The organism is Myxococcus sp. CA005 (assembly GCF_006518205.1).
GTDB classification, from domain to species: Bacteria; Myxococcota; Myxococcia; order Myxococcales; family Myxococcaceae; genus Myxococcus; species Myxococcus xanthus.
In genome coordinates, this window is sequence record NZ_SRLV01000047.1 from 43,936 (window position 1) to 68,084 (window position 24,149).

24 protein-coding genes are annotated in these 24,149 nt (G+C 69.5%); 14 read left to right on the top strand and 10 right to left on the bottom strand.

All coding sequences use genetic code 11. The annotated features are described in order from the left end of the window. Positions 1-32 precede the first annotated feature (32 nt). Both FMQ63_RS21210 and FMQ63_RS21215 read right to left on the bottom strand, forming a co-directional pair. Positions 33-824, bottom strand: a complete 792-nt coding sequence (locus FMQ63_RS21210) for a MopE-related protein (protein ID WP_011551002.1) — start codon at positions 822-824, stop codon at positions 33-35. A gap of 5 nt (positions 825-829) precedes the next feature. Then, positions 830-2,038 carry a hypothetical protein gene (locus tag FMQ63_RS21215; RefSeq protein ID WP_225909746.1) on the bottom strand — a complete coding sequence of 403 codons (1,209 nt, stop codon included), beginning with the start codon at positions 2,036-2,038 and terminating at the stop codon, positions 830-832. Between the two features lie 197 nt (positions 2,039-2,235). Here FMQ63_RS21215 and FMQ63_RS21220 point away from each other — a divergent pair, with 197 nt between their 5' ends. The 5 genes from FMQ63_RS21220 to FMQ63_RS21240 all read left to right on the top strand — a co-directional run bounded on the left by FMQ63_RS21220 (position 2,236) and on the right by FMQ63_RS21240 (position 6,732). Next, on the top strand, positions 2,236-2,676 hold the full coding sequence (locus FMQ63_RS21220; RefSeq protein ID WP_011551000.1) for a host attachment protein: 441 nt from the start codon (positions 2,236-2,238) through the stop codon (positions 2,674-2,676). A 97-nt stretch (positions 2,677-2,773) separates the two neighbouring features. After that, a complete protein-coding gene (locus tag FMQ63_RS21225; RefSeq protein WP_011550999.1) occupies positions 2,774-4,669 on the top strand; it encodes a methyl-accepting chemotaxis protein in 1,896 nt (631 codons plus the stop codon). Between the two features lie 10 nt (positions 4,670-4,679). Continuing rightward, positions 4,680-5,279: an HAD family phosphatase gene (locus FMQ63_RS21230; RefSeq protein ID WP_011550998.1), complete on the top strand. Its 600-nt coding sequence runs from the start codon at positions 4,680-4,682 to the stop codon at positions 5,277-5,279. Next, positions 5,276-6,100: a glycosyltransferase family 2 protein gene (locus tag FMQ63_RS21235; protein WP_011550997.1), complete on the top strand. Its 825-nt coding sequence runs from the start codon at positions 5,276-5,278 to the stop codon at positions 6,098-6,100. Before FMQ63_RS21230 ends, FMQ63_RS21235 begins: the two co-directional genes overlap by 4 nt. Positions 6,101-6,138: 38 nt before the next feature. Further along, positions 6,139-6,732, top strand: a complete 594-nt coding sequence (locus FMQ63_RS21240) for a hypothetical protein (protein ID WP_011550996.1) — start codon at positions 6,139-6,141, stop codon at positions 6,730-6,732. A 17-nt stretch (positions 6,733-6,749) separates the two neighbouring features. On the opposite strand, the gene FMQ63_RS21245 is transcribed toward FMQ63_RS21240, so the two are convergent. Together FMQ63_RS21245 and FMQ63_RS21250 are read right to left on the bottom strand one after the other, a co-directional pair. Further along, positions 6,750-7,397: a glutathione S-transferase family protein gene (locus FMQ63_RS21245; RefSeq protein WP_011550995.1), complete on the bottom strand. Its 648-nt coding sequence runs from the start codon at positions 7,395-7,397 to the stop codon at positions 6,750-6,752. Positions 7,398-7,448: 51 nt separating this feature from the next. Further along, positions 7,449-8,048, bottom strand: coding sequence for an adenylate/guanylate cyclase domain-containing protein (locus FMQ63_RS21250; protein ID WP_011550994.1), 600 nt, complete (start codon positions 8,046-8,048; stop codon positions 7,449-7,451). 406 nt (positions 8,049-8,454) lie between these two features. Between FMQ63_RS21250 and FMQ63_RS21255 the strand changes: the two genes are divergently transcribed. Further along, positions 8,455-8,793, top strand: a complete 339-nt coding sequence (locus FMQ63_RS21255) for a hypothetical protein (protein WP_011550993.1) — start codon at positions 8,455-8,457, stop codon at positions 8,791-8,793. An 8-nt stretch (positions 8,794-8,801) separates the two neighbouring features. On the opposite strand, the gene FMQ63_RS21260 is transcribed toward FMQ63_RS21255, so the two are convergent. Next, positions 8,802-10,544 carry a serine/threonine-protein kinase gene (locus FMQ63_RS21260; RefSeq protein ID WP_011550992.1) on the bottom strand — a complete coding sequence of 581 codons (1,743 nt, stop codon included), beginning with the start codon at positions 10,542-10,544 and terminating at the stop codon, positions 8,802-8,804. A gap of 129 nt (positions 10,545-10,673) precedes the next feature. Next, entirely contained in the window at positions 10,674-12,752 is a 2,079-nt protein-coding gene (locus FMQ63_RS21265; protein ID WP_011550991.1) for a S46 family peptidase, read from the bottom strand. A gap of 134 nt (positions 12,753-12,886) precedes the next feature. Between FMQ63_RS21265 and FMQ63_RS21270 the strand changes: the two genes are divergently transcribed. Then, on the top strand, positions 12,887-14,041 hold the full coding sequence (locus tag FMQ63_RS21270; RefSeq protein ID WP_026113875.1) for a triacylglycerol lipase: 1,155 nt from the start codon (positions 12,887-12,889) through the stop codon (positions 14,039-14,041). Between the two features lie 30 nt (positions 14,042-14,071). On the opposite strand, the gene FMQ63_RS21275 is transcribed toward FMQ63_RS21270, so the two are convergent. Together FMQ63_RS21275 and FMQ63_RS21280 are read right to left on the bottom strand one after the other, a co-directional pair. Continuing rightward, the gene (locus FMQ63_RS21275) at positions 14,072-15,205 is read right to left on the bottom strand and encodes a ferrichrome ABC transporter substrate-binding protein (protein WP_011550989.1); all 1,134 of its coding nucleotides are present in this window, start codon (positions 15,203-15,205) and stop codon (positions 14,072-14,074) included. A gap of 141 nt (positions 15,206-15,346) precedes the next feature. Beyond that, the gene (locus FMQ63_RS21280) at positions 15,347-15,838 is read right to left on the bottom strand and encodes a DUF4442 domain-containing protein (RefSeq protein ID WP_216609116.1); all 492 of its coding nucleotides are present in this window, start codon (positions 15,836-15,838) and stop codon (positions 15,347-15,349) included. Positions 15,839-15,956: 118 nt separating this feature from the next. Between FMQ63_RS21280 and dps the strand changes: the two genes are divergently transcribed. The 6 genes from dps to FMQ63_RS21310 all read left to right on the top strand — a co-directional run bounded on the left by dps (position 15,957) and on the right by FMQ63_RS21310 (position 21,147). Further along, positions 15,957-16,508: a DNA starvation/stationary phase protection protein Dps gene (dps, locus tag FMQ63_RS21285; protein WP_011550987.1), complete on the top strand. Its 552-nt coding sequence runs from the start codon at positions 15,957-15,959 to the stop codon at positions 16,506-16,508. A gap of 123 nt (positions 16,509-16,631) precedes the next feature. Continuing rightward, complete coding sequence (locus FMQ63_RS21290; protein WP_011550986.1) at positions 16,632-17,474, top strand: SDR family oxidoreductase; 843 nt, start codon at positions 16,632-16,634, stop codon at positions 17,472-17,474. Then, positions 17,471-18,097: a glutathione S-transferase N-terminal domain-containing protein gene (locus FMQ63_RS21295; RefSeq protein ID WP_011550985.1), complete on the top strand. Its 627-nt coding sequence runs from the start codon at positions 17,471-17,473 to the stop codon at positions 18,095-18,097. Before FMQ63_RS21290 ends, FMQ63_RS21295 begins: the two co-directional genes overlap by 4 nt. Before the next feature lie 67 nt (positions 18,098-18,164). Next, entirely contained in the window at positions 18,165-19,631 is a 1,467-nt protein-coding gene (locus FMQ63_RS21300) for a YdiU family protein (protein WP_011550984.1), read from the top strand. Between the two features lie 88 nt (positions 19,632-19,719). Next, positions 19,720-20,250: an inorganic diphosphatase gene (locus FMQ63_RS21305; RefSeq protein ID WP_011550983.1), complete on the top strand. Its 531-nt coding sequence runs from the start codon at positions 19,720-19,722 to the stop codon at positions 20,248-20,250. Continuing rightward, complete coding sequence (locus tag FMQ63_RS21310) at positions 20,251-21,147, top strand: CHAD domain-containing protein (RefSeq protein ID WP_011550982.1); 897 nt, start codon at positions 20,251-20,253, stop codon at positions 21,145-21,147. Positions 21,148-21,230: 83 nt separating this feature from the next. Here FMQ63_RS21310 and FMQ63_RS21315 read toward each other — a convergent pair whose 3' ends face one another. Together FMQ63_RS21315 and FMQ63_RS21320 are read right to left on the bottom strand one after the other, a co-directional pair. Continuing rightward, positions 21,231-21,923, bottom strand: a complete 693-nt coding sequence (locus tag FMQ63_RS21315; protein WP_011550981.1) for a DUF2490 domain-containing protein — start codon at positions 21,921-21,923, stop codon at positions 21,231-21,233. Positions 21,924-22,078: 155 nt separating this feature from the next. After that, positions 22,079-22,663, bottom strand: a complete 585-nt coding sequence (locus tag FMQ63_RS21320; RefSeq protein WP_225909745.1) for a hypothetical protein — start codon at positions 22,661-22,663, stop codon at positions 22,079-22,081. Between the two features lie 167 nt (positions 22,664-22,830). On the opposite strand from FMQ63_RS21320, the gene FMQ63_RS21325 reads away from it, so the two are divergent. Next, the gene (locus FMQ63_RS21325; RefSeq protein ID WP_011550979.1) at positions 22,831-24,087 is read left to right on the top strand and encodes an Hsp70 family protein; all 1,257 of its coding nucleotides are present in this window, start codon (positions 22,831-22,833) and stop codon (positions 24,085-24,087) included. Positions 24,088-24,149: the final 62 nt, after the last annotated feature.

Sequence of the window (24,149 nt, forward strand, 5' to 3'; positions counted from 1 at the left end):
TGGCGGACATTGACGCACGGAAGCCGACTTCATCACAGACAGACCCCGTTCACCTGGCAGCGCGGATAATCGTTTTCGCGATCCGACCTGAGGGGCCCGCACTGCGTTTCCGTGGGGCAGTCCGCGCGGTCCGCGCAGTCCACCAAGCCATCCCCATCATCATCCTCGCCGTTGGTGCAGCTCACCTCCGTCTTCGAGCCCCCCTCGCACACGCACTCCGGACCACACGACTTGCCGTCGCAGTCCGCGCGGTCCTGGCAGTCCGGGAAGCCGTCCCCGTCGTCGTCCTGGCCGTTGGCGCAGTCTAGCTCCTGACGGCGCACGCACTCGCCATTCACGCAGTCCTGGAGGAAGGAACAATCATTGTTGCAGGCGCCGCAGTGGCCCGGGTCCGTCTTCAGGTCGAAGTCCTCGTCCGCCGTCCCGTCGCAGTCGTCATCCAGGCCATTGCAGATTTCAGTGCCAGGCAGCACCTGCCCCACGCACGCGATGCTCGCATCCCGGGTACAGATGGACTCACCGGCGTGACAGAGACCCACGTCGAGCGTCCCTTCCGGCCCCGTGTAGCAGGCGGTCTCCAGGTTATCGACCAGGCCGTCGCAGTCGTCGTCCAGGCCGTTGCAGACCTCCGTGGGGTCCGGCAGGCAGCAGTACCGAGGCCCGTTGTCCGGCAGGGACGTGCAGACGTAGCCGTCACCGCCGCAGTCAGCGGTCTCCGTGCACGTGTAGGGCACGTCGTCCGGGAAATTCACCGTACAGCCCACCGCGCCCGCGACGAGCAACAGGCCACACCACACGCGCAGCCGGGATTCGAAGGTCTTCATAGGATCTAGAAACTCCCGCCGACCATGATGTGCAGGGACGTGGAGGCGCCACCGCCGCTTCCGGGCGCCACGGACGTCGATGCGGGCGCGCTGCGCGCGGGCACCAGCACCAGCCACGCCACGCTGCCCGCCGTCACCGCGCCGCCGCCCACCAGCAGAGCCGTGGCCAGATTGGCCTGGGACTGCGCGTCCAGCCGCTCCTTGCGAGTGACGTCGAACATGCCGTCCCCATCCGCGTCGCCCCCGCGCTTCTCCACGTCCTTGGCGGCCATGCCCATCACCACACCCGCCCCGACCGCGGCCAGTCCCACCAGCACGGTGTAGAGCGCGGGCCGCTTGAAGAGGGACTTCTGAGGCGCCTTCCGGGAAGACGCCACGCCGACCACGGAATCATCGGGAGGTCCATCCGGCGCCGGACCGGAAATCTCCAGCATGACGTCCACGGTCTCGCGCGCGCCGGGCATGAGGTCCAGGGTACGCGTCTGCGTGCCGTACTCGTCTGCGGACACCTCTACCGCCACCGCGCCGGGTGCCTGGCGCACCTCCACGCTGCCCACGCCCACGATGCGCTCGCCCACCTTCACCACCGCCTGCGGCACGTTGACATTCACCGTCAGCATCGCGCGCGGGCGGGCCAACGCCGTCAGGCGCTTGGACAGCATCGCGGCGGCTTCGTTCGCGAAGTCCTCGTCGCGCGGGTTGCGCCCCGTCACGAAGTCCTCGTGCACCACGCGGAGGTCCCTGTCGTAGGTCCACGTCCGCAGCGTCCAGCCCGCATCCTCCAAAGACAGACGCGCGGTGGTCAGCAGGTCCGCGTCCAGCAACTCCGCGGGCTCGGCGAAGCACGCGGCCTCCGCGCATCGCACCGCCGCGTCGTGACCCTCCGCCAGCCGCTCACGCGTCTCCACCAGGTCCGACGCCTGCGCCACCATGGCGGAGGACAACGCCCCGCGCGCCAGGGCCTCCAACCAGCTCGACGCCTGCTGCGCACCCGCGCGCTCCGTCGCGTACAGCCCCACCAACGCGAAGCGAGGCAGGAGGTCCGCGTTGGGATTGCTGGGACGCAGGTCCAACCCCATGTCCATTCCCTGCTGCTCGGCGGGGGCGTCCGAGGTGAGGTCCAGACCCAGCCCACCCTGTTCCTGAGCCCACGAGGGAGCAGCCAGCAGCACGAGCGCCAGCAGGGCGGTGACGGGAGCAACAGGAATACGCATGGCCCCCTCTTGTATCGCGACGCTCCGCGCAACGGAATGAGGCGCCCGGGGCGCCCCCAGTCCCCGCAAAACCCGTCAACGATGCGCGGCCTGGCTGCCTGCCCTGCGCTCGGCGTGCGTGCGGCTCGTCTGGGGAAGCTTGCCTTGGCCCGGAGGGGTCCGCATCTCCCACTCTATAGCGCAAGGAGACGCACGACATGGCGAATGGGACGCTCTGGATTCTGGTGGGGAACGCAAGCCGGGCCCGCCTCTTCGCGACGGACGCGAAGGCGGAAGAGGACTGGCGGCTGGTGGAGGAGTTCCACCACGACGAGAGTCGGGCCCGTCAGGCAGAGCTGATTGAGCAGGCGGACAACCCCAATGCCGGCACCCTGCACGGCCCGCCGGCGGAGAACGAGCCCAATGGACGAAGGGAGCTGGAGCACGACCGCTTCGCCCGCGAGCTGTCCGTGTTCCTGGACAAGGCACATGACCGGCGCGACTTCGACAAGCTGGTCATCGCCGCGCCGCCGGGATTCCTGGGGAGGATTCGCCGCTTGCTGAGCGCCCGGGTCCGGCAGCGCGTCCTCCTGGACGTGGACTCGGACTACTCCAACGTCCCGGCGAAGGAGCTGCCCAACCGGGTGCCTGTCATCTGAGCAGGCAGGCGCGGGGGTGCCCTGGAGACGCGGGGCTCTGGTATAGGACGAGGGCCGACCTTTCTGGGAGGCCCCCGCACGCTGCCCGCCGCGCCACATGGCCCTTTCTCTTCCTGGAACCAAGTCCCTTCGTGGACGCCTCACGCTCTACGCGACGCTGCTGTCGGTCGTCCCGCTGCTGACGCTGACCTGGCTCCAGGCCCGCAGCGCGCGGCAGGTGATGGAAGAGCAGATTCACGCGTCGCTGCTGAGCGAGGCCGAAGGCGTGAAGGACCTGCTGGAGTCGACGCTGGCCGAACGGGAGGCGAGCGCCCGCGGCTGGGCCGAGGACCCCGCGGTCCGCGCCGCGCTGCGAGGTGACGTGTCGCCCGCCGACGCCATGCTCGGCGTGCTCCAGAGCCGCTACCTCACCCTCAACGGCATCGTCGTCTTCGACGACACCGGCCGCGCCATCTCCGCCAACACCCCTGCCCTGCGCGACGAATACCTGCGCCGGCAGGACGAGGTGCGGCGCAGCCCCTGGTTCGCGGAGGCCCAGCAGGGGCGCACCAGCAGCGAGGGCATCACCGAGGAGCACCCCATCTTCACCGGCCACGTGCTGTCGCTGGCCTTCCCGGTGCTGGACCCGGTCTCCAAGCACCGGCTGGGCGTGCTGCTGGCCGCCTTCGACTGGGCGCACGTGGACCAGTTGGTGCAGCCGGCGCTGGCCCGTGCCCATCAGCGCGCCCTGAAGAGCTTCGCGATTACCCTCCAGCGGCCAGACGGCACGCCGCTGTACGACTCGCGCGGCGCGAACGCCCAGGGCAATGACGCGCTGCTGGCCGTCACGGCCGTCAACGGCACGGACGTGCGCGACGTGGCCGACGGCTGGCACTTCGTGGCGCGCGTGGACCCGGCGGAGGCCTACGCCCCGGTGGTGCGCGTGAACCGGGTGGCGCTGCTGATGGCACTAGGCTTCATCGTGCTGGCCGTCGGGGGCGCGTGGCTGCTGTCGCACCGCATCTCCGGTCCCGTGCTGGCCCTGCGCGCGGCGGTGACGCGGCTGGTGAGCGAGGGCGACCTCACGCAGACGCTGGACGTGAAGGCCGGCAACGACGAGGTGGGCGAGCTGGCCGGCGCCTTCGGCCTGCTGGTGTTCCAGCTGCGGGAGACGGCGCAGAGCCTGCACACCGGCACGCGCGTGCTCAGTGAGACGGTGGCGGAGCTGCAGACGGCGTCGACGCAGCAGGAGCGCAACGTGGCCCGTCAGGCCGCGGCCCTCCAGCAGACGCAGGTGACGGCGCAGGAAATCAAGCAGACGTCGATGCTGGCCTCGGAGAAGGCGGAGGACGTGCTCAATCGCGCCTCCGTGGCCGAAGAGGTGGGACGCGCGGGCGAAGGGGCCATCCGGGACAGCCTGGGCGGCTTCTCCGAAATCCTGTCCCAGGCCGAGCAGATGACGGAGCGCATCGCCCAGCTCAACGAGCGCACGCAGCAGATTGGCGGAATCACCCAGACCGTGAAGGACCTGGCGGACCAGTCCAACATGTTGGCGCTCAACGCCGCCATCGAGTCCGTCCGCTCCGGCGAGCACGGCAAGGGCTTTGGCGTCGTGGCGCGCGAGATTCGCAGCCTGGCGGACCAGTCCATCCAGGCCACGGACCGGGTCCGCGAAATCCTGGGCGATTTGAGCAGCGCCATCCTCTCCACCGCGAAGATGACGGAGCAGAGCTACACGCATATGGAGAGCGGCCTGGAGCAGGTGCGCGGCACCGGCGAGCGACTGAAGGAGCTGGCCGCCATCATCCAGGACAACGCCACCGCGGTGCGGCAGATTGCCGGCGCGGTGAGTCAGCAGAACGCGGGCATCGCCCAGATTTTCAGCGCGGTCACGGACCTGTCCTCCATGATGAACGACACCCAGGAGAGCCTGGCGGCCACCACCCGGGCGGCGAAGCTGCTCCAGGATGTGTCCGAGCAGATGCAGGACGTGGCCCGCGCTTATCGCATTTGAAGGAGCATGCATGGCGCAGGTGAAGGCAGTGCTGCTGGACCTGGGCAACGTCCTCGTCTTCCACGACAACACCCTGCTCTTCTCCCGGCTGGGCGCCCGCGCGGGCCTGGAGGCCGCGGAGGTGGCCCGGCGGCTGACGGGCGCGGGGTGGACGGACGCCAACCGGGGCGTGCTGGGCGCGGAGGGCATCCGCCAGGACGTGTGTCGCGCGCTGGACGTGGACCTGCCCATGGCGGAGTTCGCCCCGCTGTGGAGCAGCCACTTCACGCTGCATGATGCCGTGCTGCCGCGCATCGAGTCGCTGGTGGGCCGGGTGCGCCTGGGGCTGGTGTCCAACACCAACGCGCTGCACGTCGCCTACCTGCGTCCGCTGCTGCCGGTGCTCCAGCGCTTCGACAGCGTGGTGATGAGCTGCGAGGTGGGCCACGTGAAGCCGGAGCCGGACATCTTCCGGCTCGCGCTGACGGGCGTGGGCTGCGCCCCGGAGGAGGCCGTCTTCTTCGACGACCTGGCCGAGTTCGTCCAGGCCGCCGAGGCTGTGGGGATTCAAGGCCGGCTCTTCACCACCGCTGACGCCTTCGACGCGCAGCTCAAGGCACTGGGTCTATGAAGCTGGGCGGCTACGTCCTCCACCGGAACAACCGGGACACGTTGGAGCCGTGCCTGCGCGGGCTGCTGGCGCTCTGCGATGACGTGGTGGCGCTGGACTCCGGGGCCACGGATGGCTCGGCGGAGCTGGTGCGTTCGCTGGGCGCGCGCTCCGTGCCCCATGCGTGGCGAGGCTACGGCGCCGCGCGCGAGGCCGCGGTGAACGCCCTGGCGCCCTGTAACTACGTCTTCTTCCTCGACTCGGACGAGCTGCTGGGCCCCGAGGCGGTGGAGACACTGCGCGCGTGGAAGACCTCATCGCCCACGGAGGCCGTGTACCGGCTGCCCCGCCGCGACTGGGCTGAGCTGGGGACGCACCGCTTCCGCTACCGCACGCAGTGGCGGGCGCGGCTGGTGCGCCGGGACAAGGCCGTGTGGCGGCCGGAGCAGATTGTCCACGAGGCCCTGCCGAAGCTGGCGGGCGGACGCGTCCGCGCCTTCATCGAGCACCGCTTCGCCACGTCGGTGGAGTACCGCGCGCAGAAGGAGGACCGCTATGCCTTGCTGTGGGCCCTGCGCGCCCATGCCGAGCAGCGCGGCCTCAAGCCCGTGGGCGTGCAGCGCCTGGCGTCCTGGGCGCGCGACTGTCTGCTGAAGGGCGCGCTGTGGCGCGGCGGCGCGGAGGCCTCCCGCCTGGCATGGGCGGTGGCGGGTTACCACGCCACGAAGTACGCGTACCTGCGCGAGCTGCGCCAGGGCCGCTACCCGGAGCTGGTGCGGCTCTACGCGGAAGGCCGCTACGACGCGCTGTTCGCGCGCGTGCGCGACGGCGCGCTGAGCTGACGGCCATGACCAAAGCGTGACGAAATGACCGCACCGCCATGGCCCTGGCGGTGTGCGGGCTCCCTACGGTGGCGTCCTCTCCTCGACGTCCTCCGAAAGGTCTGCTCGTGATGTCCTCTTCCCTCCTCCCCCGGCTGTCGATGTGGGCGGCTTGCTGCACCCTGGGGCTGCTCGGCGCGTGCACCAGCGTGAACACCGCCCCCGCTGCCGCGTCGCTGTCCGTGCGTGAGCTGAACATCGTCGACGAGCACGGACAGGCGCGCATCCGCATCGCGGCGCCCATGCCCGACCCCAAGGGCCTCAAGCGCGCGGTGAAGGCCTACGGCATCCAGTTCATGAATGCGTCCGGGCAGGAGGTCGGCGGGCTCGGGATGCTCGACAGCATCGGCATCAACGCCCTCTGCTTCGACAGCGAGGAAGGCTACGAGGCGATGTGCATGGGGCTTATCCAGGGCAAGCCCAACATCACCTTCCGGCACGACTGGAAGGAGCGCATCGTCATCGGCGTGGAGGAGGGCGTGGCGAGCATCGTCCTGCATGATGCGAAGGGCACGCCCCACTTGAAGCTCGCGGTGGACAAGGATGGCGCCACCCGGGTCGAAGAGGTGAAGCCGGCCCCCGCGAGCAAGTAGCGCGCTGGGCGGAAGGCTCAGTCGTACTTCGGGATGCTGGGCTCGCTCCGCCCTTCCTCGGTCCACTTCTGGAGCGCGGGCAGCGCGAGCACCGCGTCGCGGTAGGCCGCGCTCACCGCGTCCAGCGCCACGTCATAGGTGACGAAGCGGGTGACGACGGGCGCGTAGAAGGCGTCCGCGATGGAGAAGCGGCCGAAGAGGAAGGGCCCGCCCTGGCCGAAGCGCCCGCGACAGTCATTCCAGAGGGCCTGGACGCGGGCGATGTCCTCCGCCACGCCGGGCGCACGGCCCTTGCCCGGGCTGCGCGCGCGCAGGTTCATGTTCATGTGCTGCCGGAGCGCGCCGAAGCCGGAGTGCATCTCCGCGGTGACGGCGCGGGCCACCGCGCGAGCCGCCATGTCCTGGGGCCATAGCTGGGCCTGGGGGAAGGCCTCCGCCAGGTACTCGCAAATGGCCAGCGAGTCCCAGATGGTCAGGTCGCCGTGCTGGAGCACCGGCACGCGCTTGCTGGGGGAGTACCGGGCAATCCGGTCCTCTGTGTCCGGAACAGCCAGCGGAATCACCACCTCCTGGAAGGGCTGTCCCGTGTGGGCCAGCGCGAGGTAGGGCCGCAGGGACCAGGATGAGTAGTTCTTCGAACCGACGACAAGTGTGAGCTGGGGCATGGGGCGGCCTCTATAACGCCGCTCGCCCAGGCCTGCCCGCGCTTGTGCGCGTCAGTTCGCCGCGCTCCGGCGCCCCCAGAAGGAACGCATGCGCGACAGCAGCGGCATCCGGCGGCGGTGCTCGGGCGGGTCGATGCGGTAGACGGCCACGGGCAACCGGATGTTCTTCATCTCACCACGGCCCAGGCGAACCGGCGGTGAAGCCAGGCGGCCTTCCACCTGACGCGCCACCGTCTCGCTGACATAGAGCGTGCCGGGACGGGCCAGCGCCTCGATGCGCGCGGCCAGGTTGACGCCTTCTCCAAACACATCACCGTCTCGGTGGACCACCATGCCCAGGTGGACACCCACGCGCAAGATGACCCGGCGCTCGGCGGACACGTCTCCGTTGCGGGCGTCCAGGACGCGCTGCAATTCCAGACCGAAGTCCACCGCCGAGGGGCCGCCTTCGAACTCCAGGAGGAAGCCATCCTCCAGCCGCTTCACCTCACGCCCTCCATGGCGCGGCAACAACTCACGGACGAGCAGCGCATGCTCATCCCGCATGTCGTTCTGGAGCGATTCGTCACGCCATGAGAGCCCATCAGGGCCTTCAATGCCCGTGAAGAGAATCGCCGATAGTTTCCCGGGTTCTGGAGCCTCCACCACCATCGCGCATCTCCCCTTTCCCCCCGGCACTGTCAGCGATGCTACATCACACAGGGCCCCCGGTCCCAGCCGAGCCCCCCTCTCGGCTGGAACCGGGCCCTGGACGGCCGTCCGCCCCGGGGGGACGCGGCCGTACACGGTGGGTCCACCGGCGATGACAGGCTCCCCCCGAGGGCCCCTTGCCCTCCCTGTGCCCGCATACGCTCGGTGTTGGACATGACATGAACCGACGTGTCAGTCCTCTTCAGGATACGTATTCCCTGACGCGCCGCACCAACGCCCTGTTGCGTCCTGTCCGGGCGTGTCGGGCCTCGAACTCAGCAGGTCGGGTTCGGTCCGAGTCCTGACAGGGCACGGCCCCACGGTCCTGTCAGGCTGATATTCGAAGAGCGCTGGAGGGTTCAGTACCGTGAAGAAGAAGCACCGGAAGCTGGTGGTCGACGGCATGGCGTACGCGTGGGCCGGGGACTGGCGCTACGTGTCCGGCGTCCGGGTCGTCCGCATTCGCGCCTGGTTCCAGACGGAGGAGGACCGGAAGGTCGGTCCCACGCTGGCGGTGAATCTCGAAGGGAAAGGCAACGGCATGACGGACGACTCGGCTGCCCTGCCACGTGACGCCCGCGAGGCTATCCTGCTGGCCAGGGGGCTCGGCTGGTCGCCCGAGGGGCGAGGCACGTTCTGGATTCAGCCCGAGCACGGCCTCGAACTCGAGGCACTCTCGGTCATCGCGCCTGACGCATCCACGTAAGGAGGACGCTACTCCGCGCCAGCAGCGGGCACGGCGTGCTTTCCGGACGCCTCCACGCGTGGATCCGGCCGTGGCCACACGGCGAAGGCCACGGCGGCGACGAGCGCCACCATCATCGCCACCGTGAGCGGAGTCAGCTTCCGCTTCGGCTGCGCTGCGAGCACGCCTGGCGAGGCGGACTGGGCCACGCCCGCCTTCGAGCGCAGCAACACGGTCGACCCCACCGCGCCCTCGCCTGGCGAGGGCGGCCCATTCCGGGCAGCGACCGGCGCGGAGGGGCCGCCTGCCACGGGCGCCCGCGCGATGGGCGCGGGGACCACCTTCGGTGACGCGGCACCGGCCTGCGCGCCCCCTGCTGGCGGACGTACGGGTGGAGCAGCGTCAGCGCCGCGCGGCAACGGAGCAGGCGCGAGGGGTTTCTCGGGCCCCCGAGACGCCGACACGCCTTCGTCTGGCACCTGGGCCCCAGCCACAGCCCCGTCCCGAGGCGTCGGTTTCCGGGCGCTCGGCCCTGGAGGCGCCGCGGAGGGCGGCCTCCCCACGGGCGAACGGGCGATGGGCGCGGGCACGACGTCCGCGGGCGCGACGACGGGCCGAGGCGGGGGCGCCTCCATCTCCGGCAAGGGCATCGCCTCGGCGATGGTCGCGGCGTCGTGGGATGGGGCCACCGCGGGCGCCGGCGCGGCCAGGCTGACCGTCTCCGACTCCCGGAAGGGCGGGTTCGCGTCCGGAGGATTCACGTCGACGTCTTCGTCCTCCGTGCCGCGTCCCGAGCGCCTGCCGGGCACCGTCTCCGGCTTCGACTCCGGAGCCAGCTCCACCGCGAGCCTCGGCGTGCTCAGCGGCGTGAGCATCGGCACCTCGCCCATCGTCTGGAGCGCGCGTCCCGTCAGCGCGAAGATGAAGCTGGCCACGTCCGGGAAGCGGTCCTCCGGGCGCTTCTCCAGCGACTTCTCCACCGCCGCGATGACGTGGTCCGGCAGGTCCGGCACCAGCGCCTCCAGGGGCTCCGGCGGATCATAGACGATGCGGTAGATGAGCTCCGGAAGGTTGCCGTTGTCCCGGAACGGAAGCCGGCGCGCCAGCATCTCGTAGACGAGGCACCCGAAGGCGAAGATGTCCGTGCGCGGGTCCACCTCGCCGTTCTTCCCGGTGGCCTGCTCGGGCGCCATGTACTGCGGCGTGCCCAGGAGGATGCCGCCCTGTGTGTGCACGCTCTGCGAGTCGATGACCTTGGAGATGCCGAAGTCGAGCAACTTCACGTGCTCCATCATCACGCCGCCCACCTCGGTGGGCACGAGGAACACGTTGCCCGGCTTGAGGTCGCGGTGGACGATGCCCGCGCGGTGCGCGGCCTGGAGCGCCGAGCCCATCTGCCGCGCGCAGGAGAACACCTCCTCCAGCGTCATTGGGCCCTTGCGCAGCCTGCGCGACAGCGGCATGCCGCGCAGGCACTCCATCACCATGTAGGGCGAGCCATCCTCGAGGCTGTCGAAGTCGAGCACCTCGACGATGTTGGGGTGCCCCAGCTTCGAGGCAATCTCCGCCTCGCGCCGGAAGCGCACGAAGGCCTCGGCCCCCATGCCCGCGTCGTGGCGCAGCACCTTGATGGCCACCTGCCGTCCGCGCAGCCGCAGGTGGTTGGCCAGGAAGACGGTCCCCATGCCACCTCGGCCGAGGACGCCTGCAATCTCATAGGTCTCCCTCAGCACCGTGCCGAGGGGAATGTCATTGGGTTTGGAGGGAGCCATGAGTAACCGGTTTTCAGCTTTGAACCGGATTCTATCCTGCTCCCTCTGACATGCCTTGGCCACTGCGGCCAAGGCGTTCAGAAAGCCCAAATCCAATCCACAAGACCTCTCAGGTCTTGAGAACCGCGACTACTTCGCGGGCACGACCGCGGCGTCGCTGGCCTTGCGCAGTTCGTCTACCACGCGCCTGGCCCCGTAGACGTGCTCCAGGCCCGCCAGGATGCCCTCTCCGTGCACGGCGACCGCACGGTTCGTCTCAGGGACGTAGGCATAGCGGCCCCCCAGCGAGTGCAGGTTCCCATCGAAGATGAGCCCCACCACGCGCCCATCGCGGTCCACCAGGGGCGAGCCGGAGTTGCCGCCGATGATGTCGTTGGTGGTGGCCACGTCGAACGGCGTCTGGGGCGGCACCTTGCCGCGCGCCTTCAGCCAGGTGTCCGGGAGCTTGTACGGCTCCTTGCCGGTGTGCCGCTCATACGCGCCGCCAAAGGTGGTGAGCGCGGCCACGGGGCGGCCATTCTCATCCCAGCCCTTCACCTGCCCCGGGTTGAGGCGGAGGGTGAAGGTGGCGTCCGGATAACCGGAGGTGCCGTACACCGCGAGGTGCGCCTTGGCGATGCGCTCGCCATTGCGCTTGAGCACCGCCTCCACGGTGTCCTCGTAGCGCTTGCGCGCGGCGCGGGCCTCCGCGTCCACCTTGCGCGCGAAGAGAATCATCGGGTCCTTGGAGGCCTCCACCGCCGCCTTGCCGCCCTTGAGCAGCGCGGCGCGCACCTTCACGTCCCGCAGCTTCGTGCCACGCACCAGGGTGCGCGCCAGGTCGGCGGGCGCCTCGCGTCCGAGCACCTGCTGGACAAAGGGGTCATCCGCGCCCAGCGTCTCGCGCACGCGGGTGAGGCCGAAGGTCAGCAGCGCCTGGTCCAGCTCGGGCGTCACCGGCGCGTCGCGCAGGAGCTGCTGCTCCAGCGTGGGGAGCTGGGACTGGGTGTACTCGCGCAGCCGCTCCGCGTTGGGCCGCTCCTTCTCCTCGGCCACGCGCACCAGGTGCCGGGCCATGCGGAAGAGTTCGGAGGGATAGGCGTCCCCGGCCTCCTTCATGCGGTAGTCGGGCAGCATGCGGCGGTACGCATCCAACGCCTGGGTGATTTCATCCCACGCGCCGTCGGTGGCGGCCTTCACCTGCGCGTTGGCGTCCACCTTCTGGCGCAGCGCCGCCTCGTCCTGACGCTTGCCGGCCAGCAGCGCCGGGTCCGCCAGCGACTGGTGCCGCCCGCGCAGCGCCTTCAGGCCGTTCTCCACGCCGCGAAGCATGGAGCGCGTGGTGCGGTAGCGCTCCGCCGAACCCCCGGCGTACTCGCGCAACATGCCGCGCAGCTCGGCGAGCTGGAGCAACGTGTACGGCAGGTTGACATCGCGCTGGAACTCCAGCTCGGCGACGGTCGCCTTGCGCTCGGTGCCACCCGGGTGGCCGGAGACGAAGACGAGGTCACCCTCCTTCGCGCCCTGCTTCGCCCACGGCAGGAAGTGCGGGCTCTTCGCGGGCGCATTGTCCTGCCACACACGCAGGAAGGCCGCGTCGAAGCCGAAGCGCGGGAAGTTGAAGTTGTCCGGGTCACCGCCAAAGGCGGCCATGGAGAACTCGGGCGCGAAGACGAGCCGCACGTCCTGGAAGCGACGGTACTTGTACAGGTGATACTTGCCGCCGTTGAAGAGCGTCACCACGTCACAGCGCACGTCTCCGGACGTGGCGCAGGCGGCCTCCACCGCGGCCGTCTCCTTCTTCAACGCGGTGTTGAAGGCCGCGCCGGTGAGGCCCTTCGTCGCCGCGTTCATCTTCGCGGTGACGTCCGTCATCTCCACCAACTGGTTGGCCTCCACCTTCGGACAGCGCAGCTCCTGCGCGGCGCTCGACGCGTAGAAGCCCTTGGCCAGCAGGTCCTTCTTCGGCGAGGACAGGTCCTCGATGCAGCCGCGGATGCAGTGGTGATTGGTCATCACCAGGCCCTCTGGCGACACGAAGCTGGCGGAGCAGCCGCCGGCCAGTCGCACCGAGCCGAGCCGGACGTGGTCCAGCCACGCCTGCGTGGGCGTGAAGCCGTAGGCCTTGTTCACCGTGTCGGAGGGAAAGGCGTCATAGGTCCACATTCCCTCGTCCGCCGAGGCGGGGAGGGACAGGAGCAGGCCGAGTGCGAGCAGTCTGCGATCCACGTGCGGGCGTCCTTCTGTCATGACTGGGAGTGGGGGTTGCCGGTTCTGGACTTGACGGCCGGCGCGCGTCAACCCCCGAGCGGAGGATGCATTCCCCACGGGTATCATGCGCCGCGTCAGATATGCTGGAGGCAATGCCAGGCAAGCATCGCGTCTACCTCGTCCCCGGTTTCTTCGGCTTCATCAACCTGGGCGAGCTCATCTACTTCGGCCACGCCCTGGACTATCTGAAGGACGAGCTGGCCCGCAGGCAGGTGGAGGCGGAGGTCATCATCGTCCTCTCCCACCCCACGGCCTCCATCCGCACGCGCACCGCGGACCTGCTGAAGGCCGTGCAGGAGACGGCGTCCGGAGACGACGGCCCCATCCACCTCATCGGCCACTCGACGGGCGGGCTGGACTCGCGCCTGTTCGTCAGCCCCGGCGCGCAGGTGGCGGAGGGCGTGGACCTGGAGCCCTTCGCCAGGCGCGTGCGCACCGTGACGTCCGTGTCCACCCCGCACGCAGGCACGCCGCTGGCCACGTTCTTCATGGGCCTTTTCGGACAGCGCATCCTCAAGCTGCTGTCGCTCTTCACCGTCTACGTGCTGCGCTTCGGCAGGCTGCCGCTGCGCGTGGTGTTCCGCTTCGGCCACCTGCTGGCGCGGGCGGATGACCAGCTCGGGTGGAAGCCCACGCTGCTGGACCAGCTCTATGATCAGCTCCTGGGGGACTTCTCCTCGGAGCGCCGTGACGCGGTGTCGAAGTTCCTCAGCGACGTGGGCAACGACACCTCGCTGATTCCACAGCTCACGCCGGAGGGCATCGACCTGTTCAACGCCAGCACGCTGGACCGGCCCGGCGTGCGGTATGGCTCGGTGGTGACGCAGGCGCGGCCGCCATCGCTGCGCACGCGCATGGCGGCGGGGCTGGACCCCTACGCACAGCTCACGCACACCATCTACGCGCTGATGTACGGGCAGACGCAGCGGATGCCGCTCACGGCGCTGCCGCTGCACACGCCCGCGCAGACGGCGGCGCTGGTGCAGGCCTATGGCGCGATGCCCGGGCCCACGGCGTGTGACGGCATCGTCCCCACACGCTCGCAGGTGTATGGCCGGGTACTGGCCGCGGTGCGTGCGGACCACCTGGATGCGATTGGCCACTTCGACCAGCCCGCGCACCAACCGCCGCACGTGGACTGGCTCATCTCCGGCTCTGGTTTTCGCAGGCCCCAGTTCGAGTCGACGTGGAAGAGCATCGTCGACTTCATGCTGGAGGACGAGCGCCCCGGCATCACGGGGTCGTGACGACCTCGAAGACCTCCGCGGCCGGCAGGGTCAGTAGACGCCCATCAGGTGAATCTGCACGCGCGGATTCCCAAGGTATTCCTCCAGCCGCCATCGGCTGCGCATGCCGTCATCACGGATGCCCAGGCCGCCTCCGGGCTTCGGCGCCTCCGCGCTGGCGAGCGCATCCCGGAGCTGGGACACGGCCCAGGAGTCGAATTTCGGGTCGCCGGAGCCTTCGAGCACCTTGAGGTCGAGCAGCTTCCCGTCGCGCGCCTGCCAGACCTCGACGATGGCCGCGAGCGCGAGCACCGGCGTGGTGACGTCCACCATGTACATGTTGGCCGCGCGTCCAGCCTCGACAGCCGCTTGCATGCGATTGCGCTGCTCCAACCGGTGGTCCCGGGGCTCGGCGGCGATGGGAGTGCCTGTCTTTCCGAAGCGCGCAATGGCATCCACCTGCTCGCGCTTCATTCGTGAGCCCAACACCTTCAGGTCTGGAGGTGGCGGGTTCACCAACTGCTTCGCGAAGCCTTCCCGCAACTTCGCGAAGTAGGGATGCGTGGCGCCGCTCGACGCGCGTGCCGTGGCGGCGGCGTCCTGGGCCCAGCCGTCCACACGCACCCGGGCTTCCTCGGCCTGCCGGGCCGCCAGCGCCTTCGAGTCTGGGCCTTCGCCAGGGCGGAGCGTCCGTCCCGTCGAAGGGGGGCCGCCGCGCAGCATGCCGCCCCCCAGAAGGCCCTGTGACTCCAGGTTGGGACGCTGCTGTGGCTGAGGAACGTCGCGAGGGACGTCTTGCGCCAGGGCTGGCGGCGGCTCGCCGGAGCCAGTTGGGGCGACCTCGGGCGGAGGTTCCTCGGATGCGTCGGGGGCCTCCGTCGTGGTGGGGCGCGGACGCTCCGCGTGCCGAGGCGGGTCCTCCTTCTTCGAAGGCGGGCGCGGGGGCGCTTCGTCAGGAGGCGGCTGGCGGGGCTCCGGCGCTGGCGGCTCGGGAGGAGGCGTCACGTCCTGGTAGACGACCTCCATCTCGACGGCACGTGGTTCCACGCGGCGCTGGCGGTCGTTGGGCTCGCTGCCTGACAGCGCCACGAAGAGCGCGACGTGCAGGAGCCCCGACACCAGGAGCATGAAAATCAGTTGAGCGCGCCGCGACACGGCGGACAGCTTGCCTCGACGCGTCGCCACAGTGAAGCAGCCCCTTTTGACGGGTGCCCGGAGCTGACTCCTGCCTGCCAGCTACTCGCCTTCACCTCCCCGCAACGCTGGCGGTCCCGAACTTCAGTGCCGCCGCCTGGCCCCAGCGCAAGGGGGCAACCCTAAGCCGCCTCAGGCCTTCTTCAGCACCGCCAGGAAGCGGGCATCCGCGATGTGCGTCCCCTCGAAGTCCTCCAGCCGAACGGGAATCCACTCACGGGCCTTGTCCCCCTTCTGCCGGAGCGCGGCGTCCAGGGTGTTGAACACCTCGGGAGGCGGCTCACAGATGGCGCGCACGCCGCCCTTGGCCTTCGCGTGGAAGGACACCTGCAACTCATTCACGAGCGCCAGGTAACGGCCCGGCGGGAAGCGGCGGAAGAGCCACACGCCCATGGTCAGTTCCATCACCGTCACCTGCACGCCCAGGTACACGCTGCCCACGTGGTTGCGCGTGCGCCGCTTCAGCGGCACGGACACCTGGGCCCGAGCATCCGATGCGTCCTCCACCCGGACGCCCATCACCGAGGACAGCGGGATGATGTTCTTCACCGCCACCGTCAGCAGCGCATTCGCCGCGCTGGGAGATACCTGGCGCAGCCGTTCCACGAGGTCGAGAGCAAGCATGGTCCGCCCATCATACCGACCGTGAGCCCGCCCGCCTGCCCCCCAGGTGCCACGCACGGGCTGGCATTCCCGGCAGGAATCCCCACCTTGGAATGACCTTCTGGAGGAACCGCGCACCATGAACTTTCCAAGCCATGTGAATCTCCCCACCGATGCACGTGAGGAGCTCATCGATTCGCTCAATACCCTGCTGGCCGACGCCATCGACCTGCATTGGCAAATCAAACAAGCGCACTGGAACATCCGCGGCCGGCACTTCTACAGCCGCCACGAGCTGTTCGACGACCTGGCCAAGCACGTCCGCAAGCAGGCCGACGAGTTCGCCGAGCGCGCGGGCACGCTGGGCGGCTACGCCGAGGGCACCATCCGGCTGGCGGCCAAGAACAGCGAGCTGCCCGAATACGACCTGAAGGCCGTGGACGGTGACGACCACCTCAAGGCCCTGGTGGACCGCTTCGCCCGCTACGGGGCCAGCATCCGCAACGGCATCCACCGCTCCGACGAGCTGAACGACCCCGTCACCTCCGACCTGCTCACCCAGACGCTGGGCGAGGTCGAACTGGACCTGTGGTTCCTGGAGAGCCACCTGCACGGCGAGCCCCGCGCGGGGGCGCGCCGCGGAGGGGACGTCCGGCCCCAGGACACCACCACCAGCCCCTCCAACGCCTGAACGGAGCGTTGACCACCGGAAGGCCCCCGCGCGCCTGCTCAAGAGCAAGCGCGCGGGCGGACTCCAGCGTATAGAAGGCGTCCTTTCGCGACGGAGGACGCCTTTTTGACTTCACAGACGCGCATGGATGGGAAGGTGTGCCTCATCACCGGGGCCACCGGCGGCATCGGCCTGGAGGCCGCCAAGGCGCTCGCGCGCATGGGCGCCACGGTGGTGCTGGTGGGCCGGGACGCGGGCCGCACCGAGGCGGCCGTGGCCGCCGTGAAGGAGGCCGCCCCCAGCGCCCAGGTGGACTGGCTCCGCGCCGACCTCGCCTCCCTGAAGTCCGTGCGGGAGCTGGCGCAGACCTTCCGCTCCCGCTACCCGCGCCTGGACGTGCTGCTCAACAACGCGGGGCTCATCATCGACCGGCGGCAGGTGACGGAGGACGGGCTGGAGGCCACCATGGCCACCAACCACTTCGCGCCCTTCCTCCTGACGAACCTGCTGCTGGACGTGATGAAGGCCACCGGCCCGGCCCGCATCATCAACGTCTCGTCCGATGCCCACGCCGCGGGCAAGCTCGACTTCGATGACCTGCAGAGCGAGCGCGGCTTCATCGGCTTCCGCGTGTACGGCACGTCGAAGCTGGCCAACATCCTGTTCACCCGCGCGCTGGCGAAGCGGCTGGAGGGTACGCAGGTGACGACCAACGCCCTGCACCCCGGCGTGGTGCGCACGGGCTTCGGTCACAACACCCAGGGCTTCTTCCGCCACCTCGTCAAGCTGGGCGCGGCGTTCATGATTTCGGCGGAGAAGGGAGCGCGGACGTCCGTGTATCTGGCGTCCTCGCCCGAAGTGGAGGCAGTGTCCGGGCAGTACTTCTACAAATGCCGTCCGAAGAAGCCGTCCTCCGCCGCGCGGAACGACGCGCTCGCGGAGCGGCTCTGGCAGGTGAGCGAGCAGCTCACGGGAGTCAAGGGATGATCGACCTCTACACGTTCGCGACGCCCAACGGACAGAAGGTATCCATCGCCCTGGAGGAGCTGGGCCTCCAGTACAAGACGCATGTGGTGGACATCACCAAGGGCGAGCAGTTCAAGCCCGAGTTCCTGGACATCAACCCCAACAACAAGATTCCGGCCATCGTCGACCACGCGACGCAGGACCACCGTCCGCTCAAGGTCTTCGAGTCCGGCGCCATCCTCATCTACCTGGCGGAGAAGACGGGCCAGCTGCTGCCCTCCAACCAGCGCGGCCGGGCGGAAGTGATGGAGTGGCTGATGTTCCAGATGGGCGGCGTGGGGCCCATGTTCGGCCAGCTCTACCACTTCGCCCGCTTCGCCCCCAAGAAGGTCCCCTACGGCATCGAGCGTTATCACGCCGAGTCCCGGCGGCTCGTCGGCGTGCTCGACGGGAAGCTGGGCTCCGGGGATTACGTCGCGGGCCGCTACTCCATCGCGGACATCGCGCTGTATCCCTGGGTGGCCGGCGCCCGCGCGAGCTTCCCCGAGCTGTTCCGGGGGAACAGCAACGTCGTGCAGTGGCTCCACCGCGTGGGCAGCCGGCCCGCCGTGGAGCGCGGCATGAAGGTCCCCCAGCTCAAGTAGTCCCACACAGCTTCCCGGAAGCGCGGTGGCTGGATGGCCGCCGCGCTTCCATGTGTTCTCCTCCGTCATGGCCACGCTCGAACAACTCCGCTTCGACAACACCTATGCCCGCCTGCCCGCCGGGTTCGGCGCGCGCGTCCACCCCAGTCCCTTTCCAGACGCGAAGCTGGTGAGCGTCAACCCTGCCGCCTTGAAGCTCCTGGACCTGACGCCCGAGGAGGCGCAGCGACCGGAGTTCGTTGCGGCGATGGGGGGCGCGAAGCCCCTGCCGGGGATGGAGCCCTTCGCCATGGTGTACGCGGGGCACCAGTTCGGCGTGTACGTGCCCCGGCTGGGCGACGGCCGCGCCCTGCTGCTGGGCGAGGTCCGCGACGCCGCCGGGGCGAAGTGGGACCTGCACCTCAAGGGCGGCGGGCCCACGCCCTTCTCGCGCGGGGGTGACGGACGCGCGGTGCTGCGCTCCACCATCCGCGAATACCTGTGCGGCGAGGCCATGCACGGCCTGGGCATCCCCACCACGCGGGGCCTGGGCATCCTCGGCAGCCAGGCCCCGGTGTACCGCGAGGCGGTGGAGACGGGCGCCATGCTGGTGCGCATGGCGCCCTCGCACGTGCGCTTCGGCACCTTCGAGTTCTTCCACTACACCGAGCAGACCGAGCACGTGGCCACGCTGGCCGACCACGTCATCACCGAGCACTTCCCCCAACTCGCGGGCCAGGAAGGCCGCTACGCGCGCTTCTACACGGAGGTGGTGGAGCGCACGGCGCGGCTGATTGCGCAGTGGCAGGCGGTGGGCTTCGCGCACGGGGTGATGAACACGGACAACATGTCCATCCTGGGCCTCACGCTGGACTACGGGCCCTTCGGCTTCCTGGACGACTTCGAGCCGGGCTTCATCTGCAATCACTCCGACGACCGGGGCCGCTACGCATTCGACCAGCAGCCGCGCATCGGACTGTGGAACCTCGCGTGTCTGGGCGAAGCGCTGCTCACCCTCATCTCGGAGGATGAGGCCCGCGCCGCGCTGGCCACCTACCAGCCCGCCTACAACGCGCACTTCATGGACCGGATGCGCGCGAAGCTGGGCCTGCGGGAGACGCGCGACGAGGACCGCGAGCTGGTGAGCGACCTGTTCGCCCGCATGGCCGAAGCCCACGTGGACTACACGCGCTTCTTCCGCGCGCTGGGCCACTTCGCCTCGGCGGACGGCGCGGACACACGTCCCGTACGTGACATGTTCCCCGCCCCCGAGGGCTTCGATGCCTGGGCCGGGCGCTACCGGGCGCGGCTGGCCGCCGAGGGCAGCGTGGACGCAGAGCGCCACGCGCGCATGACGCGGGTGAACCCCAAGTACGTGCTGCGCAACTGGGTGGCGCAGGAGGCCATCTCCCGCGCGGAGGCCGGGGACTTCTCGCTCGTGGACCGGCTGCTCGGCGTGCTGTCGGACCCGTTCGCCGAACACCCCGACGCGGAGCCCTACGCGGCGGCGCCTCCCACCTGGGGCCGGCACCTGGCGGTGAGCTGCAGCTCCTGAGGCCGCGCCACGGGCGAAGGTTGAAGAAGCGAAGATTCCGCCCGGCCACGGTTGCCGGAACACACGGCAGGCGCAACCTTTGCTGTCTATGGTGACGGACCTCACCCGGTTGCCCCTGCGAGGAAAACAAGGCGCCTTTCACGTCATCGTCGAGTCTCCCCGAGGCTCCACGCTGAAGCTCAAGTACGACACGGCGCTCAAGGCCTTCAGCCTCTCACGGCCGCTTCCCAGGGGCCTGAGCTATCCCTTCGACTGGGGCTTCATCCCCTCCACCCAGGGGCCGGATGGGGACCCGCTGGATGCGATGGTGTACTGGGACGACGCGAGCTTTCCTGGCGTGGTGCTGCCCTGCCATGCGCTCGGCGTGCTCCAGGTGGAGCAGAACACCGGTGACGGCGGACGCGAGCGCAATGACCGCATCCTCGCCGTTCCCATCACCCCGTCCCGCGCCGGACACCTGACGGACTATCAGCAACTGCCACAGCGCGAGCGAGAGGAGTTGGAGCACTTCTTCCTCGCCGCCGTGCGCTTCGAGGACAAGGACGCGCGCATCCTGGGCTGGGAGGGGCCGGAGGGTGTCGAGCGGATGCTCCGCCAACACGGACGCACGGAGGAATAGATGGCTCAACCCACGCCCATCCGAGGGCTCGGGCCCGACAGCCGCCTGGGAGACGCCGCGCGCCGCATCCTCGCGGGCCGGCTCGCGGACGTTCGCAAACCGGAGGCCGGCTTCCAGGACGCCGTGGATGACGCGTCCGTCCATGACATGCGCGTGGCCACCCGGCGGCTTCGCGCCGCCCTCAAGGTGTTCCGCTCCCTGGGCGGCATGAAGAAGCTGGAGCGCGACGTGAAGCGCATCCAGGACGCGCTGGGGGGCGTTCGGGACGTGCACGTCCAGTCCGCGTGGCTGGAGAGCGTGGCCCGGAAGGCGAGCAAGAATCCCCAGGTGCGCGCCGGCATCCAGACCCTGCGCAAGAAGCGACTGTCCGAGCTGGAGACGCACGAGACGCGCTTGCACGCGGAGCTGGAGCGCTGGATGGACAGGACGGTGCCCCGGCTCTTGCGCAAGCTGGATGGGCTCGATGACGGGCACCGCTTCGCCGGCCGCCGCGTCCGGGACGCGCTGCGCCAACGCCTCAAGCGCGTGCAGAAGGGAATCGACACATACGTGGACGCGGCCGACGCGGCATCCGCCCATGAGCTGCGCAAGGAGCTGAAGCGGCTGCGCTACGAGCTGGAGATCTTCCAGCCTGCCATCCGCCGCACCCTGGACGCGCTGCTGGAGGTGCTCGTGCCGCTCCAGGATGGCCTGGGCGAGCTGCACGACGCCGACGTGCGCCTGGAGCTGTTCGAGCGGCTGGCCGCGGAGTCGGCGCCGCGCGAGCGCAAGTCCGCGCGGGCCCTGCTCCCCCTGGTCCGGGAGGAACGAACGAAGCGCGCGGCGGAGACTGCCCGCGAGGTCCAGCGGTGGCGCACGGAAGAGATTCCCAAGCGCTTGCGCCGCATGTTGACCTGAGCCCCTGTCAGCCGCCGCGCCTCACGGCTCCTGCGGGCACCCAGGGCCCGTACAGTCTGTCTAATCATTCATCGCGCATTCCGTTACATGTAATTGAAGGGCATGGCGACGGAGAGCGTATGGATGAGCTGCTCGGTCTCCGCATAGGGCCTGCGCGTGAAGACGTTGAGGTAGCCCACCTCCACGGAGGAGTGGTCCCCGTACTTCCAGCCCGCGCCAACGAACACGCGGTTCATGTCGAAGCCGGCGCTGGGGCCATTCGCCACCGAGCTGAGGTGGTAGAAGACCTCATCCCAGACAATCAACGACAGCCGCCCCTCCGCGGCCACGGGGTGCGCACCGCGCAACATGACGCGGCCCCGGTGGGAGACCTCCGTCGTGCCGGGCAGGAAGCGCTGCTCCAGACGGGCGCGGAGCGTGCCCCGGACCTGGGCGAACTTCGGCGTGTAGAGGAACTGCTGGAAGAGCCGGCTTTCGCCCTGACGCAAGGCCGGGTCGCCCTCCCAGCGCCACGATGGAAACCAGCCCTGCCCCAGCCACAGCGACATGTCCTGGGCCAACCGGACGCCTCCCGCCGAGCGGAGGATGCCGCGGGCGTCGTCCTTGCCGAAGCGCGGCTGGGCCTCCAGGTAATAGAGGAGGTGTTCCCCGATGCCCCCCTGCGCCGACACCGTGTACCAGAGCTGAGCTTCCGCGCGGACGGGCCGGGCCTCCACGGTGTGACAGGGGATGACCAGCAACAGACCGATGAGGGGGAGCCAATTCTCCGTGCGCATGATGCGAATGCCTAGAGCACGACACGTACACCGGCTCAACTGGGCAAAGCGCGAGTGCGGTCTGACCGACGATACCGCGGCCGCTTCGCACACCCCGAGGCCGGAATGGCGCGTCCGCCCTTCACCGTGGGGGAGGGACGGACGGTCCCTGTCGCCTACTGCGTGGGCTGCTGGGAGCCCGGGGTGGACTGGCCACTCTCCGGCGCGGCCGGCGCCGTGGGCTGGACCTGTGAGGTCGCCTCGATGCGCACCGCCTGGGGCTCTCCGCTCTGCTCGTCGGTCCGGTACGAGGCCCGGACCTGACTGCCCTCCTGGATTTCCCCAGCGCTGGCCTGGCGCCCATCCACCATGACCTGCGTCTGCGGTGACACCTGCAGGCGCAGCTGCGGCTCGCCCTGTGAGCTGAGCAGCAGCTCGTCATCATTGGCGCTCAGCACCTCACCGACGATTTGCTGCTCCGAGCCCTGCTGGGCCTGGGCGCCCTGCGGCTCGGGCGCCACGGCCCCTGGCTGCTGTGCCTGCTGGCGAAGCTGCTCGGACTGCTGACGAGCCTGCTGGTTCTGCTGCGCCAGCGCGTCGCTCTGCTTTCGCTGCGCCTCCTGCTGGGCCTGCGGCACCTGGTCGTTCACCGCGGACTGCCCGCTTGCCTGCCCTTGGGTCCCCCGGTCGCGTTCTTCACACGCTGTCCCCAGCATCAGCGCCGCGGCGCCCGCCAACAGCCATCCCGCGCGAAATCTCATTGGACGCCTCCCGTCTCCATGCACGTCCCAGAAGGAAGATGGCGAGCGGCGTCCTCGCGCCAACCCGCATCCGATCCAGGCGTCCGCCCTCCCGGCCGCCCTCCTCCCACTTGTTGGTGCACGAAGCGCTACCCATGGCTGGGGTTTAACGGTAAGGGGCGCCCCCCATGCGTGCGTGCGGACTCGATTTCGGAACCAGCAACACCGCCGCGGCCCTGCCTGACGGCACGGTGCTGTCCCTGCAACCCAATACCTCGGAGGCCCGTCTCTTCCGCTCCGTCCTCTTCTTCCCGGACGACGAGCAGGACATCTACGCCGGCGCCGGCGCCATCCAGCGCTACCTGGAGGACAACACCGGACGCTTCATCCAGTCCGTGAAGTCCTTCCTTCACTCCAGCTCCTTCCGCGCCACCCAGGTGAAGGGGCGCACCTACACCATCGAGGAGCTGGTGGCCGTGCTGCTGCGCCGCGTGCGGGACGCCGCCGCGAGCGCCATGGGTGGCGCGCCCGAAGCCGTCGTGCTCGGCCGGCCCGCCGTCTTCACGCCGGACCCGGAGGCGGATGCCCTGGCCCAGCAGCGCCTGCTGCGCGCCGCGGAGCTCGCGGGCTTCCAGCACGTCCAGTTCCTCATCGAGCCCATCGCCGCGGCGCTCGCCTATGAGGCGCAGCTCACACGCGACGAGCTCGTGCTGGTGGCGGACTTCGGCGCCGGCACCACCGACCTCACCCTGATGCGCCTGGGCCCCAGCCGCCGCGGCAACCCGGACCGCCGCCAGGACGTGGTGGGCTCCACGGGCGTGCGCATCGGTGGTGACCGCTTCGACGCGGAAATCATGCGCCACAAGCTGCTGCCCCGCTTCGGCGCCGGCTCCACCTACCAGGTGCGCGGTTTCAGCGACAAGCGGCTGCCCATTCCCCAGCACATCATGGCCAAGCTGCTCACCTGGCACGAGATGTCCTTCATCCGGGAGAGGTCGACCCAGGAGCTGCTGGAGACCATGCTCAACACGAGCGACCGCAAGGCCGAAATCCAGGCCCTGTACGACCTCGTCATGGACAACCTGGGCTACCGCCTGTTCCGCGCCATTGAAGCGGCCAAGGTGCGCCTGTCCCAGGAAGACACGGCCACGGTGGACTTCGAGGAGGCCCGCATCACCCTCCACGAGCCCATCACCCGCGAGGAGTTCGACACCTTCAGCCAACCGCTGCTGGACGAGCTGGACGCGTGCACCGCGGGCCTGCTGGAGAAGCACGCGGAGGCGAAGGACATCGACGCGGTGTTCCTCACCGGTGGCTCGTCACAGATTCCCGCGGTGCGCCAGCTCTACATGCGCCGCTTCGGCGAGGGGCGCGTGCGCACCGCGGATGCCTTCACCTCCGTGGCCGAAGGGCTCGGGCGCGCGGCGGCGCACCTCTCCGTCTGAGCCTGACGCCCGGGGCGGGGCCTACGGGCCCACGTCCACGGTGCGGCTGAGCCACCCCACCC

Coding starts and splice junctions, on each gene's coding strand:
- FMQ63_RS21210 (WP_011551002.1), bottom strand. CDS start 824: ATGAAGACCTTCGAATCCCGGCTGCGCGTGTGGTGTGGCCTGTTGCTC.
- FMQ63_RS21215 (WP_225909746.1), bottom strand. CDS start 2,038: ATGCGTATTCCTGTTGCTCCCGTCACCGCCCTGCTGGCGCTCGTGCTG.
- FMQ63_RS21220 (WP_011551000.1), top strand. CDS start 2,236: ATGGCGAATGGGACGCTCTGGATTCTGGTGGGGAACGCAAGCCGGGCC.
- FMQ63_RS21225 (WP_011550999.1), top strand. CDS start 2,774: ATGGCCCTTTCTCTTCCTGGAACCAAGTCCCTTCGTGGACGCCTCACG.
- FMQ63_RS21230 (WP_011550998.1), top strand. CDS start 4,680: ATGGCGCAGGTGAAGGCAGTGCTGCTGGACCTGGGCAACGTCCTCGTC.
- FMQ63_RS21235 (WP_011550997.1), top strand. CDS start 5,276: ATGAAGCTGGGCGGCTACGTCCTCCACCGGAACAACCGGGACACGTTG.
- FMQ63_RS21240 (WP_011550996.1), top strand. CDS start 6,139: ATGGCCCTGGCGGTGTGCGGGCTCCCTACGGTGGCGTCCTCTCCTCGA.
- FMQ63_RS21245 (WP_011550995.1), bottom strand. CDS start 7,397: ATGCCCCAGCTCACACTTGTCGTCGGTTCGAAGAACTACTCATCCTGG.
- FMQ63_RS21250 (WP_011550994.1), bottom strand. CDS start 8,048: ATGGTGGTGGAGGCTCCAGAACCCGGGAAACTATCGGCGATTCTCTTC.
- FMQ63_RS21260 (WP_011550992.1), bottom strand. CDS start 10,544: ATGGCTCCCTCCAAACCCAATGACATTCCCCTCGGCACGGTGCTGAGG.
- FMQ63_RS21270 (WP_026113875.1), top strand. CDS start 12,887: ATGCCAGGCAAGCATCGCGTCTACCTCGTCCCCGGTTTCTTCGGCTTC.
- FMQ63_RS21280 (WP_216609116.1), bottom strand. CDS start 15,838: ATGCTTGCTCTCGACCTCGTGGAACGGCTGCGCCAGGTATCTCCCAGC.
- dps (WP_011550987.1), top strand. CDS start 15,957: ATGAACTTTCCAAGCCATGTGAATCTCCCCACCGATGCACGTGAGGAG.
- FMQ63_RS21290 (WP_011550986.1), top strand. CDS start 16,632: ATGGATGGGAAGGTGTGCCTCATCACCGGGGCCACCGGCGGCATCGGC.
- FMQ63_RS21295 (WP_011550985.1), top strand. CDS start 17,471: ATGATCGACCTCTACACGTTCGCGACGCCCAACGGACAGAAGGTATCC.
- FMQ63_RS21300 (WP_011550984.1), top strand. CDS start 18,165: ATGGCCACGCTCGAACAACTCCGCTTCGACAACACCTATGCCCGCCTG.
- FMQ63_RS21305 (WP_011550983.1), top strand. CDS start 19,720: ATGGTGACGGACCTCACCCGGTTGCCCCTGCGAGGAAAACAAGGCGCC.
- FMQ63_RS21310 (WP_011550982.1), top strand. CDS start 20,251: ATGGCTCAACCCACGCCCATCCGAGGGCTCGGGCCCGACAGCCGCCTG.
- FMQ63_RS21315 (WP_011550981.1), bottom strand. CDS start 21,923: ATGCGCACGGAGAATTGGCTCCCCCTCATCGGTCTGTTGCTGGTCATC.
- FMQ63_RS21320 (WP_225909745.1), bottom strand. CDS start 22,663: ATGAGATTTCGCGCGGGATGGCTGTTGGCGGGCGCCGCGGCGCTGATG.
- FMQ63_RS21325 (WP_011550979.1), top strand. CDS start 22,831: ATGCGTGCGTGCGGACTCGATTTCGGAACCAGCAACACCGCCGCGGCC.